This is a genomic window from Bacillus sp. (in: firmicutes) (assembly GCF_031983925.1).
Classification (GTDB): Bacteria; Bacillota; Bacilli; order Bacillales; family Bacillaceae_G; genus Bacillus_A; species Bacillus_A pacificus.
On the sequence record NZ_DALYZR010000001.1, the window covers coordinates 540,263 to 557,006 of the forward strand.

At 33.6% G+C, this 16,744-nt stretch carries 16 protein-coding genes; 13 read left to right on the plus strand and 3 right to left on the minus strand.

Features of this window, described 5'->3' with window-relative positions:
- Positions 1–66 precede the first annotated feature (66 nt).
- The 5 genes from RTP99_RS02880 to RTP99_RS02900 all read left to right on the plus strand — a co-directional run bounded on the left by RTP99_RS02880 (position 67) and on the right by RTP99_RS02900 (position 4,053).
- Positions 67–1,248, plus strand: a complete 1,182-nt coding sequence (locus tag RTP99_RS02880) for a NupC/NupG family nucleoside CNT transporter (protein ID WP_000876191.1) — start codon at positions 67–69, stop codon at positions 1,246–1,248.
- A gap of 36 nt (positions 1,249–1,284) precedes the next feature.
- Entirely contained in the window at positions 1,285–2,586 is a 1,302-nt protein-coding gene (locus RTP99_RS02885; RefSeq protein WP_001983022.1) for a pyrimidine-nucleoside phosphorylase, read from the plus strand.
- A 33-nt stretch (positions 2,587–2,619) separates the two neighbouring features.
- The gene (locus RTP99_RS02890) at positions 2,620–3,015 is read left to right on the plus strand and encodes a cytidine deaminase (RefSeq protein WP_000358527.1); all 396 of its coding nucleotides are present in this window, start codon (positions 2,620–2,622) and stop codon (positions 3,013–3,015) included.
- Between the two features lie 147 nt (positions 3,016–3,162).
- A complete protein-coding gene (locus RTP99_RS02895) occupies positions 3,163–3,558 on the plus strand; it encodes a DUF2871 domain-containing protein (protein WP_000737882.1) in 396 nt (131 codons plus the stop codon).
- 15 nt (positions 3,559–3,573) lie between these two features.
- Entirely contained in the window at positions 3,574–4,053 is a 480-nt protein-coding gene (locus tag RTP99_RS02900) for a CcdC family protein (protein ID WP_000561063.1), read from the plus strand.
- Between the two features lie 47 nt (positions 4,054–4,100).
- Here RTP99_RS02900 and RTP99_RS02905 read toward each other — a convergent pair whose 3' ends face one another.
- Positions 4,101–4,331 (minus strand): DUF896 domain-containing protein, encoded by a 231-nt coding sequence (locus tag RTP99_RS02905; protein WP_000789787.1) that lies wholly within the window; start codon positions 4,329–4,331, stop codon positions 4,101–4,103.
- A gap of 189 nt (positions 4,332–4,520) precedes the next feature.
- Between RTP99_RS02905 and RTP99_RS02910 the strand changes: the two genes are divergently transcribed.
- A complete protein-coding gene (locus tag RTP99_RS02910) occupies positions 4,521–5,804 on the plus strand; it encodes an aminopeptidase P family protein (protein ID WP_000843007.1) in 1,284 nt (427 codons plus the stop codon).
- 110 nt (positions 5,805–5,914) lie between these two features.
- On the opposite strand, the gene RTP99_RS02915 is transcribed toward RTP99_RS02910, so the two are convergent.
- The gene (locus RTP99_RS02915) at positions 5,915–6,460 is read right to left on the minus strand and encodes a hypothetical protein (protein ID WP_000458515.1); all 546 of its coding nucleotides are present in this window, start codon (positions 6,458–6,460) and stop codon (positions 5,915–5,917) included.
- Positions 6,461–6,793: 333 nt separating this feature from the next.
- On the opposite strand from RTP99_RS02915, the gene topB reads away from it, so the two are divergent.
- The 6 genes from topB (at position 6,794) to RTP99_RS02945 (ending at position 14,627) form a co-directional block, all read left to right on the plus strand.
- Complete coding sequence (gene topB, locus RTP99_RS02920) at positions 6,794–8,938, plus strand: DNA topoisomerase III (protein WP_000766743.1); 2,145 nt, start codon at positions 6,794–6,796, stop codon at positions 8,936–8,938.
- A 464-nt stretch (positions 8,939–9,402) separates the two neighbouring features.
- Complete coding sequence (locus RTP99_RS02925; protein WP_000070077.1) at positions 9,403–10,059, plus strand: TetR/AcrR family transcriptional regulator; 657 nt, start codon at positions 9,403–9,405, stop codon at positions 10,057–10,059.
- A gap of 53 nt (positions 10,060–10,112) precedes the next feature.
- The gene (locus RTP99_RS02930; RefSeq protein ID WP_000268447.1) at positions 10,113–11,057 is read left to right on the plus strand and encodes an ABC transporter ATP-binding protein; all 945 of its coding nucleotides are present in this window, start codon (positions 10,113–10,115) and stop codon (positions 11,055–11,057) included.
- The gene (locus tag RTP99_RS02935) at positions 11,044–11,925 is read left to right on the plus strand and encodes an ABC transporter ATP-binding protein (RefSeq protein ID WP_001128282.1); all 882 of its coding nucleotides are present in this window, start codon (positions 11,044–11,046) and stop codon (positions 11,923–11,925) included. The genes RTP99_RS02930 and RTP99_RS02935 overlap by 14 nt, the downstream gene beginning before the upstream one ends.
- Before the next feature lie 15 nt (positions 11,926–11,940).
- Positions 11,941–12,726, plus strand: coding sequence for an ABC transporter permease (locus RTP99_RS02940; RefSeq protein ID WP_000491565.1), 786 nt, complete (start codon positions 11,941–11,943; stop codon positions 12,724–12,726).
- Positions 12,727–13,379: 653 nt separating this feature from the next.
- A complete protein-coding gene (locus tag RTP99_RS02945; protein WP_000354058.1) occupies positions 13,380–14,627 on the plus strand; it encodes a DUF4153 domain-containing protein in 1,248 nt (415 codons plus the stop codon).
- Between the two features lie 126 nt (positions 14,628–14,753).
- On the opposite strand, the gene RTP99_RS02950 is transcribed toward RTP99_RS02945, so the two are convergent.
- Complete coding sequence (locus RTP99_RS02950) at positions 14,754–15,719, minus strand: arsenic resistance protein (RefSeq protein ID WP_000108721.1); 966 nt, start codon at positions 15,717–15,719, stop codon at positions 14,754–14,756.
- A 293-nt stretch (positions 15,720–16,012) separates the two neighbouring features.
- Between RTP99_RS02950 and RTP99_RS02955 the strand changes: the two genes are divergently transcribed.
- Positions 16,013–16,705, plus strand: a complete 693-nt coding sequence (locus RTP99_RS02955) for an FMN-dependent NADH-azoreductase (protein WP_000522523.1) — start codon at positions 16,013–16,015, stop codon at positions 16,703–16,705.
- Positions 16,706–16,744 lie beyond the last annotated feature (39 nt).

Consider the following 16,744-nt stretch of genomic DNA (forward strand, 5'->3'; position numbering starts at 1 on the left):
AAAGTGTATCTATTGCTTTAACAATTGAAAAAGATGTAAGCGGATACGAATGGGAGGAGACGGCTTATGAAATACTTAATCGGTGTTTTAGGCCTCGTATTGATTTTAGGTATCGCTTGGCTTGCTAGTAATGATAGAAAAAAAGTCAAATATCGCCCAATCATAACGATGGTTATATTACAATTCATTTTGGGGTTTTTATTATTAAATACAAGTGTAGGGAATATATTAATTAGCGGAATAGCAGATGGTTTTGGAGAGCTATTAAAATATGCCGCTGACGGTGTGAATTTCGTATTTGGTGGATTAGTAAATCAAAAAGAGTTTTCGTTCTTTTTAAGTGTATTAATGCCAATCGTATTTATCTCAGCTTTAATCGGTATTTTGCAACACATTAAAGTGTTACCTATTATCGTGAAATCTATCGGTCTAGCATTAAGTAAAGTAAATGGAATGGGAAAACTAGAATCATATAACGCTGTTGCTTCTGCGATTTTAGGACAATCTGAAGTGTTTATTTCAGTTAAGAAACAACTAGGATTATTGCCAGAGAAAAGAATGTATACATTATGTGCATCTGCAATGTCTACCGTTTCAATGTCTATCGTTGGATCGTATATGGTGTTATTAAAACCGCAATATGTTGTAACCGCTTTAGTGCTTAACTTATTCGGTGGCTTTATTATCGCTTCTATTATTAACCCGTATGAAGTTACTGAAGAAGAAGATATGTTAGAAGTACAAGAGGAAGAGAAAAAGACTTTCTTTGAAGTATTAGGAGAATACATTATAGACGGATTTAAAGTTGCGATTACAGTAGCAGCTATGTTAATTGGTTTCGTTGCTCTTATCGCATTCATTAACGCTGTATTTAAAGGTGTAATCGGTATTTCATTCCAAGAAATTCTTGGTTATGTATTTGCGCCATTTGCATTTATTATGGGTGTACCTTGGCATGAAGCTGTTAATGCTGGAAATATTATGGCAACAAAATTAGTATCAAATGAATTTGTCGCTATGACAGATTTAGCACAAGGAAACTTTAATTTCTCAGATAGAACGACAGCGATTATATCTGTATTCTTAGTTTCATTTGCAAACTTCTCTTCAATTGGAATTATTGCAGGGGCAGTTAAGAGCTTAAATGAAAAGCAAGGGAATGTAGTCGCAAGATTTGGTTTGAAGTTGCTTTTCGGTGCAACATTAGTAAGTTTTTTATCAGCAACAATCGTGGGCTTATTATTTTAATAGATTCATATCATATAAAAAGGAATGGTGATTGTAATGAGAATGGTAGATATTATTGCGAAAAAACGTGACGGTAAAGAATTAACGACTGAAGAAATCAAATTCTTTATTAATGGATATACAGACGGAAGTATTCCTGATTATCAAGTGAGTGCACTTGCAATGGCAATCTTCTTTAAAGATATGACAGATCGCGAACGTGCAGATTTAACGATGGCGATGGTTGAGTCTGGTGAAACGATCGACTTATCAGCAATTGAAGGAATTAAAGTAGACAAACATTCAACTGGCGGTGTTGGTGATACAACAACTTTAGTATTAGGACCATTAGTTGCTGCTTTAGATGTACCAGTAGCAAAAATGTCTGGTCGTGGTTTAGGACATACAGGCGGAACAATTGATAAATTAGAAGCGGTAGAAGGATTCCACGTTGAAATTACAAAAGAACAATTTATTGATATTGTAAACCGTGACAAAGTAGCTGTTATTGGACAAACAGGAAACTTAACACCTGCAGATAAAAAGATTTATGCATTACGCGATGTAACCGGAACGGTTAACTCAATTCCTTTAATCGCAAGTTCAATTATGAGTAAAAAAATTGCAGCTGGTGCAGATGCAATCGTACTTGATGTAAAAACAGGTGCTGGCGCATTTATGAAAACAGAAGAAGATGCAAAAGAATTAGCACATGCAATGGTACGTATCGGAAATAATGTAGGACGTCAAACTATGGCTGTTATTTCAGATATGTCACAACCACTTGGTTTTGCAATTGGTAACGCTCTAGAAGTGAAAGAAGCGATTGATACGTTAAAAGGTGAAGGACCAGAAGATTTAACAGAATTAGTACTTGTATTAGGAAGTCAGATGGTTGTACTTGCGAAAAAAGCAAATACACTAGAAGAAGCGCGTGAAATGTTAATTGAAGTTATGAAAAACGGAAAAGCAACAGAGAAGTTTAAAGAGTTCTTAAGTAATCAAGGCGGAGATAGCTCAATTGTAGACAATCCAGAAAAAATGCCACAGGCGAAGTATGTAATTGATGTACCTGCAAAAACTTCAGGTGTTATTTCTAACATTGTTGCAGATGAAATTGGTATCGCAGCTATGTTACTTGGTGCTGGCCGTGCGACAAAAGAAGATGAAATCGATTTAGCAGTAGGATTAATGTTACGTAAAAAAGTTGGCGATGCAGTAAAAGAAGGCGAGCCATTCGTAACAATCTACGCAAACCGCGAAAATGTAGAAGATGTAAAAGCAAAAATTTATGAGAACATTTCTATTGCTGAAACAGCAGTGGCTCCTAAATTAGTGCATACAGTTATTACTGACTAATCATCATTACACTTACTTTGAGGAGGAAATAATATGGATAAGAAAAAATATATTGAAGAAGCAAATAAAATGTTAGAAAAAGCATATATTCCGTATTCAAAATTTCCTGTTGGTGCAGCGTTAGTTACGAAAGAAGGTAAAATCTATACTGGTTGTAACATAGAAAATGCTTCTTACGGCTTATGTAACTGCGCAGAAAGAACAGCGATCTTTAAAGCAGTATCAGAAGGTGAGCGCGACTTTAGTTACTTAGTTATTACAGGAGAAACGGACGGACCGATTTCACCGTGTGGTGCTTGTAGACAAGTAATTGCTGAATTCTGTGAACCGAAAATGCCTGTATTACTAACGAATGTAAAAGGCGATGAAAAAGAAGTGACTGTTGAGCAATTACTGCCAGGTGCTTTCTCAATACAAGATTTAAAATAAGTTGAAAAACCATTCCACAAATATAAATTGTGGAATGGTTTTTTTATATTTAAATGTTGAATGTAATATTTTGTTCATATTCCGTTCATAAACTTTGCGTAAAATGATTGCAGCGAATAATAGAAAGTTTACAGCAGGAGGAATAGAATGAAGAAATTATATAATGCAGCATTCAGCTACTTAATTATCGGTTTATTATCAGGAGTTTTTGCAAGAGAGTACTCGAAAGCACAAGGAATTAAAGGATCCACAATGTTGCAATTGGTGCATACACATGTATTAGTGCTCGGTTTCGTATTCTTTTTAATTGCTTTAGCTTTATGTAAAGTGTTTCATGTACAAGAAACAAAGAGTTTTCGTGCGTGGTTTGTTGTTTATAATGTAGGATTACTTTTTACTATTGCTACAATGCTATGGAGAGGTCTTCTACAAGTAAATGGAACTGACTTTAACGGTTTAAGCCATATGGCTGGATTAGGTCATGTTATTATAAGTATCGGGCTCGTTTGGTTTATGATTTTGCTCAAAAAGTCTGTTAAATAGATAGGAGTGGAAAGTATGATAGCACTTTTATCAAGTATTGTAGCAGTCTGTATGGCTGTTGGTGTCATGTTTCTTCGCTTTAAAGCAGCGAAAAAGCCGGTAACGAAAAAGAAAATTATATTGCCGCCAATTTTTATGAGTACTGGCGCAATGATGTACTTCTTACCAGAGTTTCGATTAACATCGTTAGAAATAGTAGAAGCAATTACTGTAGGACTTATTTTCTCTATATTCCTTATTAAAACAACGAAGTTTGAGATAAGAAGTGAACAAATATATATGAAACCGTCAAAAGCATTTATATTTATTTTAGTCGGATTATTAGCTGTACGAGTAGCGTTGAAATCATATTTAAGTCAATCGATTGATTTAGCGGAGTTAAGTGGAATGTTTTTCTTACTTGCATTTGCCATGATTGTGTCATGGAGAATTGCGATGTATCGTTCGTTTACTAGATTAGAAAAGACAATAAAAAGAGCTGGAATTTCTAAATAGGAAATCCAGCTCTTTTTATGTTTTATTAAAATTCTTTAGCGCGGAACTCATTTGCTTAATTTTAAACGTATTTGAGCATCTTGTAATGCCGCTGGTGTAACGTTATGACCATTTTGATCCACAATTTTTGTGTTTAATAAAATGGAATCTAAGCTTCCACGAAATGTTTGTGTATAGTTTTGACGCAACATTTGTTGTTCTTGTTTTTCATCAACTGTTAATCCAGATACTTTTTCTTTTTTTGATAATTCGTTAATACGGAATAAAATGTTTTTCATTTGTTTCACCTCTAGTTAAAGTTAATTTCATTAGTTACTTACTAATATATAGTCATTTTAACGTGTAATTTTAATTATGTCAACACCATCAAAAAAGGTTAAAAATTGACGAAAAATTGTAACAATAATAAAATGAATTGATTAGATCATTAGTTTTTTTATTATACATAGAACGCTAGGGGGATTATTATGAAATCAACATTTTTTGCTCAAAATAGAGAACGATTAGTAAACACATTACCAGATGAATCCATTACTATTTTATTTGCTGGACAAGCACCTCATATGTCAGCCGATGCACATTATAAATTTGTGCCAAATCGAAATTTTTACTATGTAACAGGAATCGATGAACCAAATGTTATTTTCATGTTGAAGAAGGTTGGAGGTAGTGTAGAGGAAACACTTTTCATTGAAAAGTCAGATCCAGTAATGGAAAAGTGGGTCGGTAAAACAGTTTCTAACGAAGAAGCAGAGAAAATTTCAGGTATAAAGAAAGTTGTATATTTAGATAGCTTTGAAAAAACAATGTCAAATGTACTTTTTACAGAAAATGTGAAACATCTATATTTAGATTTAGAACGTCGTGAGTGGAATGGTACGGAAACAAAAACATTAGCATTTGCTAAACATGTAAGAGAACAATATCCACACGTAACAATTGGTAATGTATATCCGAATATTTGTGAATTGCGAGTGTTTAAAACAGAAGAAGAAATTGAAATTATGAAAGAAGCGATTGCTGTAACGAAAGAGGGCATTTACAACGTACTTAAGCATGCAAAAGCAGACATGATGGAGTATGAATTAGAAGCTCAGTTTGATTTCACATTGAAATCATCTGGCATTAAACATCATGCGTTCAATACAATTTTGGCAAGTGGGAAAAATGCTACAGTTCTTCATTATGAAGATAATGATGCGCAAATTCAAAATGGTGATTTAGTATTACTAGATTTAGGTGCTCAAAAAGACTACTATAACGCTGATATTAGTTATACATTCCCGGCAAATGGAACATTCTCTAGTCGCCAAAAACAAATTTATAATATCGTATTAAAAGCATTAAAAGAAACAACAGAGATTATTAAGCCAGGCTTAAAGTTCGCTGCATTAAATGAGCATGCTAAAAAAGTACTCGCAGAAGGGTGTAAAGCGGTTGGTTTAATTCAAGAAGATGAAGAGTTATCAAAATACTATTATCATGGTGTCAGCCATTTCCTTGGCCTAGATACGCATGATGTAGGAACATATAAAGATAGGGTGTTAGAAGAAGGTATGGTTATAACAATTGAACCTGGTCTTTATATTGAAGAAGAATCAATTGGAATTCGTATTGAAGATGATATTCTTGTAACGAAAGATGGACATGAAAACTTGTCAAAAGATATCATTAGAGAAGTGGAAGAGATTGAAGAGTTTATGAGAGAAAATAATGTACATGTAAAAAAAGATGAGGTTGTTACGAAATAATAAGTAGAAAAGGTGCTCAATTTTGAGCGCCTTTTTATTTTGTTCATTTTAAATCTCCATATTTTCTTGAAAATCATCTTCAATTTATAAAGTAAATTATATTATAAATGTCAATGTATATGTTGATCATGCCCGGGTGAAGGCGGGGGAGTATGATCTGGGAATGTCACGAATACGGCAACGATAATTACCACACTAATTGATAGTAATAACAAAAAACGCCTTTGGATAAAGGCAGAAAAAGTTTCTGATAAAAGTTGAATCATACATGACATAGTTATTGTTATCGTAAGTAAAAGGCTAATAAACAGTATACTGTGAGCTTGTTGAGCATTTAACATTTCTGTAATCATTGCTCCCATCATACTTGCCATTAATCCAGAGAACATGCCTTCTAAAGCAGTATATAGGTGAAAACGTAGACCTACTAAAAAACCGATACAACCACTAATCGAAATCGCAAGCAAAGTAGAATAGAGTAATTCTCCTTTAAAAAGAATACCTAAATAAAATCCTATGCTTAAACCGATACTCATACTAAAAGACATGATAAATACCATATACTCCATTAGGGTACCGTTACGTTTAGAAATATATGATGTGATAATAATCGAGATACAACAAAGTGTTAAGGCAGTTAACGTATAAGCAAACATCATGATACCTCCCTGTCTTATCGTTCATTTCATCATATGTTCATATGGAGAGAAATCATGCGTATTTAAATCTGCATATTATCTGCACAATTTAATTAATGTGAGTAAGAAGGCTCCTGATTTTTTGGGACGTCTTTTTAATTATGAGCATGTGAATGTAAGAGTTAAATGAAGAGTTTCTATTGTGAAGCCATAAAGAATAAGCGTATAATATTATAGTTATCCCATTACAGGGAGTAACCCGCGAATGATAAATAAGATTGTTGTTTTATCATCGCCTCTAAACAGATAGACAACGAAAGTAACACTGGAATACAGATAGGGAGTTATAAAATGAAATTAATTATTGCCGAGAAACCAGATCAAGGTTTGGCTCTTGTTTCACAGTTTAAATATCGCCGGAAAGATGGTTATTTAGAAGTAGAAGCAAATGAGTTATTTCCAAATGGAGCGTACTGTACATGGGCAATTGGTCATTTGACGCAGTTATGTAATCCAGAACATTATCACGCAGAGTGGAAAAAATGGTCACTTGATACGTTACCTATGATTCCAGAGCGTTTTCAATTTGAAGTAACAAAGTCAAAGTATAAGCAATTTAATGTTGTGAAACAGCTGTTACATAATCCTCAAGTAACAGAAATTATTCACGCGGGCGATGCTGGGCGTGAAGGGGAATTAATTGTACGAAACATTATTAATCTTTGTAACGTGCAAAAGCCGATGAAGCGTCTTTGGATTTCATCTTTAACGAAACAAGCTATTTATCAAGGATTTAAAAACTTGCTTGACGAATCAGATACAATCAATACGTACTATGAGGCGTATACAAGGTCATGTGCGGATTGGGTTGTTGGTATGAATGCATCACGTGTGTTTAGTATTTTGTTAAAGAAAAAAGGAATGAATGATGTATTTTCAGCTGGTCGTGTACAAACACCGACACTCGCGTTAATCGTAAAGCGTGAAAAGGAAATAGAAAACTTTAAGTCAGAGCCGTTCTGGGAAGTGTTCGCAACCTTTAATATAGAAGGAAAGAAGTATGAGGGGAAATGGGAGAAGGATAGTGAATCCCGCTTAAAAGACCCTGATATGGCGAATAAAATTGCGGCATTTTGCCAAGGTAAACCAGCAGTAGTGAAGGAAATGAAAACGGAGCGTAAAGAATTTCAGCCTCCGCTTTTATTTAACTTATCATCACTACAAGCAACGGCAAATAAAGCATTTAAATTCTCACCGAAAAAGACGCTTGATATAACGCAAGCACTATATCAAAAAGGAATTGTCTCTTATCCTCGTTCAGATTCCAACTATGTTACACAAGGTGAAGCGGCAACATTCCCTGATATTTTACAGAAGTTAAGTCAGTTTGATGAATATAAAGGTTTATTACCAGCTCCGGTTGAATCGATTATGAATAATAAGCGTTATGTGAATGAAAAGAAAGTAACAGATCACTACGCCATTATTCCGACAGAGCAAGTTACAAACCCAAGCAAATTATCAGGTGATGAAAAGAAAATTTACGATATGATCGTAAGAAGACTGATTGCCGCTCATTATGAAGTTGCAATCTTTGACTATACAACGATTGTAACGCTTGTAGATGAACGTGCTGAATTTATTTCAAAAGGAAAACAGCAAATTCAAGAAGGATGGCGTAAAGTTATTTTCCAAGACGATAAAGATGACGAAACCATTCTTCCAATTGTAGCTGAAGGTGAAGAAGGAAAAGTTGTAAAGGTGAAAGTGAAAGAAGGAAAAACACAACCACCGAAGCGTTATACAGAAGGACAACTTATTACGTTAATGAAAACAGCTGGTAAGTATTTAGAGAACGAAGAGCTTGAGAAAGTATTAAAGAAAACAGAAGGTTTAGGTACGGAAGCAACTCGCGCTGGAATTATTACGATGCTGAAAGACCGTAAATATATAGATGTGAAGAAAAACCAAGTGTATGCAACCGATAAAGGAAAAGTATTAATTACTGCAATCGGTGATAAAATACTGGCTTCACCAGAAATGACAGCGAAATGGGAGCAGCGCCTTGCGGAAATTGGGGAAGGTACAGCATCACCAGCAACTTTTATGGAACAAACGAAAAAATTATCAGCTAAAATTATTGAAGATGCGGTGGAAATGTCGGAGAAGTGGGATTTCACTGGATTACATGTTGAATCGATTGAGCGAAAAGGATCGAAATTTACAACAGGTAAAAAGGTTGGTAGCTGTAAAAAATGTGATGGCGATGTAATTGATAAATCAACGTTTTACGGCTGTTCTAACTACAACACAACGCAATGTGACTTTACCATTTCAAAGAAAATATTAAGTAAAACGATTTCGCAAAAGAATATGACAAAGCTTTTAAAAGGTGAAAAGACCGATTTAATTAAAGGCTTTAAAAAGGGCGAAAAAACATTTGATGCGAAGTTAGAGTGGAAAGATAATAAGATTAATTTTGTGTTTGAGAATTAAGTTGTCAACAAATAAAAAAGTCCTTTACTTAGATGAAGTGAAAGTTATTCACAATACAAGAAGGTATATGTTTAGAAATGAAGTTACTTGTTAGATTATATGGGAAAAAGCATGACAATTTTATGTCATGCTTTTTGTTTTTACAAAAATGGTTCATTCGCTAAGGGTTTTGATGTGTTAGGTGAAAACTTATTACACTAGAGAAAAATTTAAATGATGAATCTTTTATATATATTGTAAAATACGTATTTAGTATAAAAAAATAAACAAACGATCAGTCTATAAAATGCTAATTTGGGCAGATGTCTGAAGACTTATATATAACGTTAATTTTTTGTTTCTAAATAATATTTTTCAGAACACAAAAGTGAGTGATTACTCACTTTTGTGTTGACTTTAATATTTGTGTTTCTTATAATAAGTTCAGTGAGTGATTACTCACTTTTTTAAAAGGAGGAATAGAATTGTCAAATCCAATTTTTGATAAAATACTTGCTCAAGGTCTCATAAAAGGTAAGACAGAAAAGCAGCAAAGGATTATTGAGACAACGATTAAATTGTTTGCTGAGAAAGGTTATGCGAATACATCGACAGCAGAGATAGCAAAAGTTGCAGGCGTATCCGAAGGAACAATTTTTAAGCATTACGGAAAGAAAGACCAATTATTACTTTCTGTTATTTTACCGTTTGTAAATGACTTTTTCCCGAACATGGCTAAGGAATTGATAGAGGAAACTATGTTAGAACAGACAACATCTTTTGAGGAGTTTTTACGTAATTTATTGAAAAATAGGGTTGCTTTTATTACGGAAAATAAAGAAATATTTCGAGTCATTGTTAAGGAGATTATTTATAAAGAAGAATTGAAAAAAGAGCTAAAACCATACTTTATAAAACATGTTCCTGTATTATTTGAAAATATTGTAGAACAATTCAAAGAGCAAGGAGAGCTGATTGATCTTCCAGCTGATCGAATCTTAAAGATGTTATTTACCTTACTGGCAGGATTTTTTGTTTCTCGTTTTGTACTCATGGAAAATCACATTATTAGTGAAGAGGAAATTGAGGATGTCGTTCAATTTGTTATGAACGGTATAAAAAATAAGCAGTCTGCTGAATAACTCAAAGTGTTAGCACAGAAACGAAATGAAACAAGAAGGGAGTTTTTATTCATATGGCTGTCATACAGATAGATCATTTAACAAAAGATTATGGTCATAATCGTGGCGTATTCGATGTTTCGTTTAAAGTAGAAAAAGGTGAAGTATATGGGTTCTTGGGACCGAATGGAGCGGGAAAGACAACGACAATTCGTCATATTATGGGATTCTCTCGTCCGCAAGTTGGGAAAATCTCTGTGAATGGAATGAACAGTTGGGAAAAAGCAAGTGAAATTCAACAGGACCTTGGTTACTTACCAGGTGAAATAGCCCTACCCGAGTCGTTGACAGGAACAGAGTTTATTGAGATGATGGCGCAATTGCGTGGAATCGAGGATATGTCACATACAAATTATTTAATGAAAAAATTTGAGCTAGATCCGTCAGGTAGCCTGAAACGTATGTCTCTTGGTATGAAACGTAAGCTCGCCATTGTAACTGCTTTTATGCATGATCCAGCAGTACTCATTTTGGATGAACCGACTAGTGCTCTCGATCCGATTATGCAAAAGGTGTTTATTGAATTTATTAAAGAGGAAAAGGAAAAAGGAAAAACGATACTCCTTTCAAGTCATATTTTTAATGAAATTGATGCTACATGCGACAAGATTTCCATTATTAAGGATGGAAGATTAATATCAACGTTTGTTGCAGACGATTTGCGCCATAATGCGGAGAAAACATTCAAACTGGAATTTGATTCAAAAGAAGTGTTCGAACGTTTTAAGAACGAAGTACCTTCTCATAAAAAAATAAAAGTGATTTCTCTAAAATCTCATAAAAATCAAGTGGAACTTCGGGTGAATGATGCAGATACAAACGATTTTATAGCTTTCATAAGTGACTATGATTTAAAGTTTTGTTCTGAAATTAAGTTTACGCTTGAAGATTATTTTATGAAGTTCTATGATCGTAATTCTAAAAATGAGGGAGGAGGCGAGCAAAGTGCCACTAATTGAGATAAACAACATGACAAAAGATTATGGAGACGGACGGGGAATTTTTGACGTCAGCCTCTCAATTGAAAAAGGGGAAGTTTTTGGTTTTGTCGGTACGAATGGAGCAGGTAAAACTACAACAATCCGTCATATGATGGGATTTTTAAAGCCGCAAAGCGGGAACGCAACGATTAATGGAATGGATTGTTGGAAAGATTCAGCTGAAATCAAAAAAATGATTGGCTATATACCAGGAGAAATTGCATTCCCAGATGCACCAACAGGAACCGAATTTTTGAAAAGACAAGCCGAATTATTAGGTCTAAAAGATATGTCTTATGCGGAATCAATTATTAAAAAGCTACAGCTTGATCCTACTGCTAATTTAAAAAGAATGTCAAAAGGTATGAAACAGAAGACAGCCATTGTAGCTGCTTTGATGGCTGATCCAGAAATCTTGATTTTTGATGAACCGACAACGGGTCTTGACCCACTTATGAGAGCAGAGTTTATAAGTATTTTGGATGAACAAAAGAAAAAAGGAAAAACAATTTTCATGTCGAGTCATATGTTTGATGAAGTCGAACATACCTGCGATAAGGTTGCCCTTATAAAAGACGGGAAAATTATTGCTGTTAAATCGACAAAAGAGATTAAGTACAATCAGGAAAAGGCTTATAAAATCGAGTTTAATTCACATGAGGATTATAAGCTGTTTTTAGCAGAGCCATTTGATTTTACGGAAAAACGTGAATCTCAAAACCAAGTAATTGTAAATGTGCATGACCGCCAAATTAATACACTACTAAAAACGTTAAAAGGTTACAATATCAAGTTCATTACAGAAATTAAGTATACACTTGAGAAATATTTCAATAGTCAGTATTAAAAAGGAGAGAAAGCTATGTTTAGTAAAGCTATTTTCAAACAAACATTAAAAGCTAATTTTAAACTATGGATCATATTCACAGTCATAACTAGTGCTATGCTAGCTGTTATGATTGCCGTTTTTGAACCAACTACTCTAACTGGTATGACAGATATGGTAAAAGGGACACCGCTTGCGGATATGATGAAAAATACAACGTTCCTTGGCATGCTTGCTTCTACTTTTTACTCAATGCATGGTGTCCTTCTACCAGTCATATTTATTATGATGACAGCTAATAGTCTCATTGCTTCTCAAGTAGATAGAGGATCAATGGCTTACTTACTGTCGACACCTACAAAACGAAGTACCGTTGTTAGAACTCAAGCTTTATATTTAATTACATCACTTATCATGATGTTTGTAATCGTAACTGGTGTTGGTCTAGCTGCGATTCAAATTTTCCAAGGCAATGTAGATATCAATATTTCTGATTTTATTATGCTTAACGTAGGTTTATTCTTATTAATGTTTGCAACTAGTGCTATTTCTTTCTTTTTCTCTTGCCTGTTCAATTTATCAAAAAACTCATTAGCTTTAGGAGCAGGGATACCAGTTGCATTCTTTCTATTCCAATTGATGGGGCAAGTAAGTAAAAGTCTTGAAAAGATGAAGTATTTATCATTGAATACGTTATTCGATACAAGTGCAATTCTGAATGGAGATAGTGTAGCAATTCCATTTATTATTCTTATCGGTGTAGGTATAATACTTTATGGATTGGGGATGAGAGTCTTCCAGCAAAAAGATTTACCGCTTTAAAATTTAACTAGATGAATAAATTCACTTTACTTATTTGTTAATGAGAAATGAAAAAATTAATAAAGAAAAGTAATAATTAATGGAAACAGATGGCGTTCCCTGAATAGTGGAAGGCCATCTTTAGGATATGGAATTAATTAATAAGCATTCTAATTTCTGTTTTTAAATCTTTCTGATTCAAAGAGAAATGATAGCAACATTAGAAGAGATATGACTTACTAAATTATTTAATAAAAGAACAATTTGATTTGGAGCCGCCGAGAAATAATACAATCATTACAAGTGCTTTCAACAAACAAAAGGTTCTATAACAGATTAGGTTTGGAAAAATATATGGATAAAAAAGCATGACAATTTATGTCATGCTTTTTTATTTTATAATTACAGTTTTTTCAGTACTATCACTAAAAATCATTTAAAAAGCTAGTGTTAACTAGGATATTAATATCATCTTTCTCATTTCTTTTATATAAAGGGGAGATAAGAAGATAAGAGGAAAACTGAAAATATGCAATAAAAATATCATCTAAAATAATAAACTTTTATTGTAAAACGATAAAAGTTATATTAAAATCAAAATCATAATAAATAAGTGTGGGCTTTTTATGGAAAAGGTAACAACTTTATTTTTTTTAATTAGAGGAGGTATAAATATGGACATTAACAATTTGATTATTGAAAATATGGATAACCCTCATGAGTTGGAGAGAATGTATAGAAAAGACCCGAGAGCTTTTAGAAAGTCATTCTCACAAGCGTGGGATGAAAATCTTGATTCGCAGGTTCTAGCTGCTTGGTATGAAAGATTACATTTCAAGGAGACGGCAAATAAAGAAAAAGTATCGCTGTTTCAAAAAGGTTTCTTATTCATGGGCATGCTAGCTATTTTAGCAGGGCTAAGCACGAGAATCATTTTCCACTTTGTTGAGCAGGAAGCAATTGCTCCAATTAACTTGGCTTTTGGTGTAATTCCCTTTATCGCTGCTTATTTTGTTTACAATAATACTCCGAAAAAAAGTATTATTTATTCCCTTGCAGCGTTGTTCCTAATTGCCGGGTTGTATCTCAATATGTTGCCATTAAATTATAAAGACAGCAGTATCCTTGCGTATTTACATCTTCCTATATTGCTATGGGTCTTATTGGGACTTGCGTTTACGGGAAATGAATATTCAAAAGGCAGTACAAGATTAGCGTATATTAAATTTAATTTAGAATATTGCCTTCTCTATGCGAGCATGGCAGTGAGTGGAATGATACTAGCAATATTCACCATGCGATTATTTAGCTTTGTTGACTTGGATATAGGAGAGTTCTATTTTAGTAATGTTGTTTTATTTGGAGCTGCCGCTCTCGCTGTAGTGGCTGCATACTTAGTATCATTGAATCTTAAACTTGCTAAAAATATTACGCCATACATATCTAAAATTTTTAGTCCGCTTGTCTTGATCACATTGTTTATTTATCTTATAACGGTAATTTGGGTCGGGAAAAATCCATTCTTGGATCGTAATTTTCTAATGGCCTTTAACGGAATACTCCTTGGTGTATTGGCTGTTACTATATTTTCTATCGTTGAGAGTGATTCAGACGAGAAAAAGAGCATTTCAGATTATATAAATTTCGCCTTAATTGTTCTGGCACTTATTATTGACACTGTAGCATTGTCAGCCATCGTATTCAGACTTTCTTCTTACGGTATTACACCTAATAGACTTGCTGTTTTAGGAGTAAACATACTGATTTGGGCAAATCTCATTTGGATTATGTTTTCCTATATGCGTTTCTTGCAAAACAAATCAGGACCGACAGCTATCCAAGATGCTGTTACGAAGTATTTGCCAATCTACGGACTTTGGGCAGCTTTCGTTATATTTACGTTTCCTTTAATTTTTAATTAGAAAGGAACTGTTAATGTAACGACAAATTAATTCTTCTATAACGTATAAAATGCTTAGAGCCGATAATGATCGTTCATTATATAATTTCTCGACAATAAAAAACGTCCTATAGCAGGACGTTTTTTATTATGTATATTGCTTCTTCTTCTTAATAAGTAACAACACCTGTGAAACACAAGCAAGTACTGGTAGCTCAATTAACGGTCCAATAACGAGTGCAAGTGCAATAAGAGGCTCATTTGGAAAAGCTGTTACAGCAATAGCGAGTGCAACAGGTGAGTTTCTTGCTAACGTTGTTAAGTTTAGACTTACTGTATCTTTATAAGATAAACGCATAACGCGCCCGATAAATTGTCCTAGTACAAAATTAATGATGAAGAACAATAGAACAGGAATGAGTAATAATAAAACGACATTCATATTTTGTAGTAAATATTTACCTTGTGATGCAAACATTGCTACGATTGCTAAACTTAAAAATACAATTTGGGCAGAGCTGAAAAACGGAATGAGTTTATTCTCGAGCGTTTCAGCTTTTTTCAGTTTATTCATAATGAATTTTGTAGCGTGTGCAAGTAAAAATGGTAAGACGATTACGATAACAATACTTTCTACTAAAACAGAAACCGCTACAGTCTTCATAACACCAGCGAATAAAAATAAATAAATGGGAAGGAGTAGTACTTGTAAAATTAAATTTACAGGTAAAATCGCAGTAGAAAGTGCTACATTTCCTTTCGCTATTTCAGTAAAGATTAAGTACCAGTCTGTACACGGAGTAACCATTAACATAATAAATCCAACCCAAAGTGCGGGATGATCTGAAAGAAATAGTGCACCTAATCCCCAAGCGAGTAAAGGTGTCCATAAGAAGTTAATAGTAAGACTTGTTCCCGCAAATTTTAAATTGCGGAATCCGTTTTTTATTTCTTTTAATGGGATGCTGAGGAATAATCCATACAGCATGAAAAATAAGAAGGGGACAATAAATTGCTCTGAATACATATGAATCAAATGAAATTGTCCGAGTACGATGCCGCATGTAACAGCAAAAAGAATAATAAAAGTTTGAATCTTTTCTACAGTGCTCATGAGTAAATCCTTTCTAAATATGAATTTTCCTCTCTAATTTTATTATACAAGTAATAAAGTCGTATTTGGTGTTCAATTGTATTTTAGTAAATGTTTTTAATTTGAGATTTATTTTTTTATTAAAAGTTACTTGACTAAAGTAAGTTGCTATATTACAATCACTTACATAAGGTAATTAAATAACAAAAAGTTCAGATTAACTTTCCTTAAGGTATCAATTGGAACTTTTTATTAGAATAAGAATTTTTATGATGTTGAATAATGAATATGATAAGAAAGTTTAGGTGAAGAAAATGGGATTATTTAGCTCGTTATTTGGTAAAAAAGAAGAAAATACAAAAGTAGAGGGGAATAAAACAATGTCAAAAGTATTATTTGTAAAAGCAAACGATCGTCCAGCGGAGCAAGCAGTTAGTTCAAAAATGTATGAAACATTTGTAAGTACTTATAAAGAAGCAAATCCGAATACAGAAATTACAGAGTTAGATTTATTTGCATTAGATCTTCCTTATTACGGAAATATTGCTATTTCAGGTGGATACAAACGTAGCCAAGGTATGGAGTTAACAGCTGAAGAAGAGAAGGCAGTTGCTACAGTAGATCAATATTTAAATCAATTTTTAGAAGCTGATAAAGTTGTATTTGCGTTCCCATTATGGAACTTTACAGTACCAGCACCATTAATCACATATATTTCATACTTATCTCAAGCTGGAAAAACGTTTAAATATACAGCTAATGGCCCAGAAGGTTTAGCTGGTGGTAAGAAAGTAGTTGTGTTAGGTGCTCGTGGTTCAGATTACTCTTCAGAACAAATGGCTCCTATGGAAATGGCAGTTAATTACGTAACAACTGTACTTGGATTCTGGGGCATTACAAATCCAGAGACTGTTGTAATTGAAGGGCACAACCAGTATCCAGATCGCTCACAACAAATTGTTGAAGAAGGTCTAGAGAAGGTTAAGAAAGTAGCGGCGAAATTTTAATTAATTGATAGTAAAATGGAAAAACCAACATGGATGACC

What these genes read in the sequence shown, in the direction of transcription:
- RTP99_RS02880 (WP_000876191.1), top strand. Translation starts at nt 67, where the DNA reads ATGAAATACTTAATCGGTGTTTTAGGCCTCGTATTGATTTTAGGTATC.
- RTP99_RS02885 (WP_001983022.1), top strand. Translation starts at nt 1,285, where the DNA reads ATGAGAATGGTAGATATTATTGCGAAAAAACGTGACGGTAAAGAATTA.
- RTP99_RS02890 (WP_000358527.1), top strand. Translation starts at nt 2,620, where the DNA reads ATGGATAAGAAAAAATATATTGAAGAAGCAAATAAAATGTTAGAAAAA.
- RTP99_RS02895 (WP_000737882.1), top strand. Translation starts at nt 3,163, where the DNA reads ATGAAGAAATTATATAATGCAGCATTCAGCTACTTAATTATCGGTTTA.
- RTP99_RS02900 (WP_000561063.1), top strand. Translation starts at nt 3,574, where the DNA reads ATGATAGCACTTTTATCAAGTATTGTAGCAGTCTGTATGGCTGTTGGT.
- RTP99_RS02905 (WP_000789787.1), bottom strand. Translation starts at nt 4,331, where the DNA reads ATGAAAAACATTTTATTCCGTATTAACGAATTATCAAAAAAAGAAAAA.
- RTP99_RS02910 (WP_000843007.1), top strand. Translation starts at nt 4,521, where the DNA reads ATGAAATCAACATTTTTTGCTCAAAATAGAGAACGATTAGTAAACACA.
- RTP99_RS02915 (WP_000458515.1), bottom strand. Translation starts at nt 6,460, where the DNA reads ATGTTTGCTTATACGTTAACTGCCTTAACACTTTGTTGTATCTCGATT.
- topB (WP_000766743.1), top strand. Translation starts at nt 6,794, where the DNA reads ATGAAATTAATTATTGCCGAGAAACCAGATCAAGGTTTGGCTCTTGTT.
- RTP99_RS02930 (WP_000268447.1), top strand. Translation starts at nt 10,113, where the DNA reads ATGGCTGTCATACAGATAGATCATTTAACAAAAGATTATGGTCATAAT.
- RTP99_RS02940 (WP_000491565.1), top strand. Translation starts at nt 11,941, where the DNA reads ATGTTTAGTAAAGCTATTTTCAAACAAACATTAAAAGCTAATTTTAAA.
- RTP99_RS02945 (WP_000354058.1), top strand. Translation starts at nt 13,380, where the DNA reads ATGGACATTAACAATTTGATTATTGAAAATATGGATAACCCTCATGAG.
- RTP99_RS02950 (WP_000108721.1), bottom strand. Translation starts at nt 15,719, where the DNA reads ATGAGCACTGTAGAAAAGATTCAAACTTTTATTATTCTTTTTGCTGTT.
- RTP99_RS02955 (WP_000522523.1), top strand. Translation starts at nt 16,013, where the DNA reads ATGGGATTATTTAGCTCGTTATTTGGTAAAAAAGAAGAAAATACAAAA.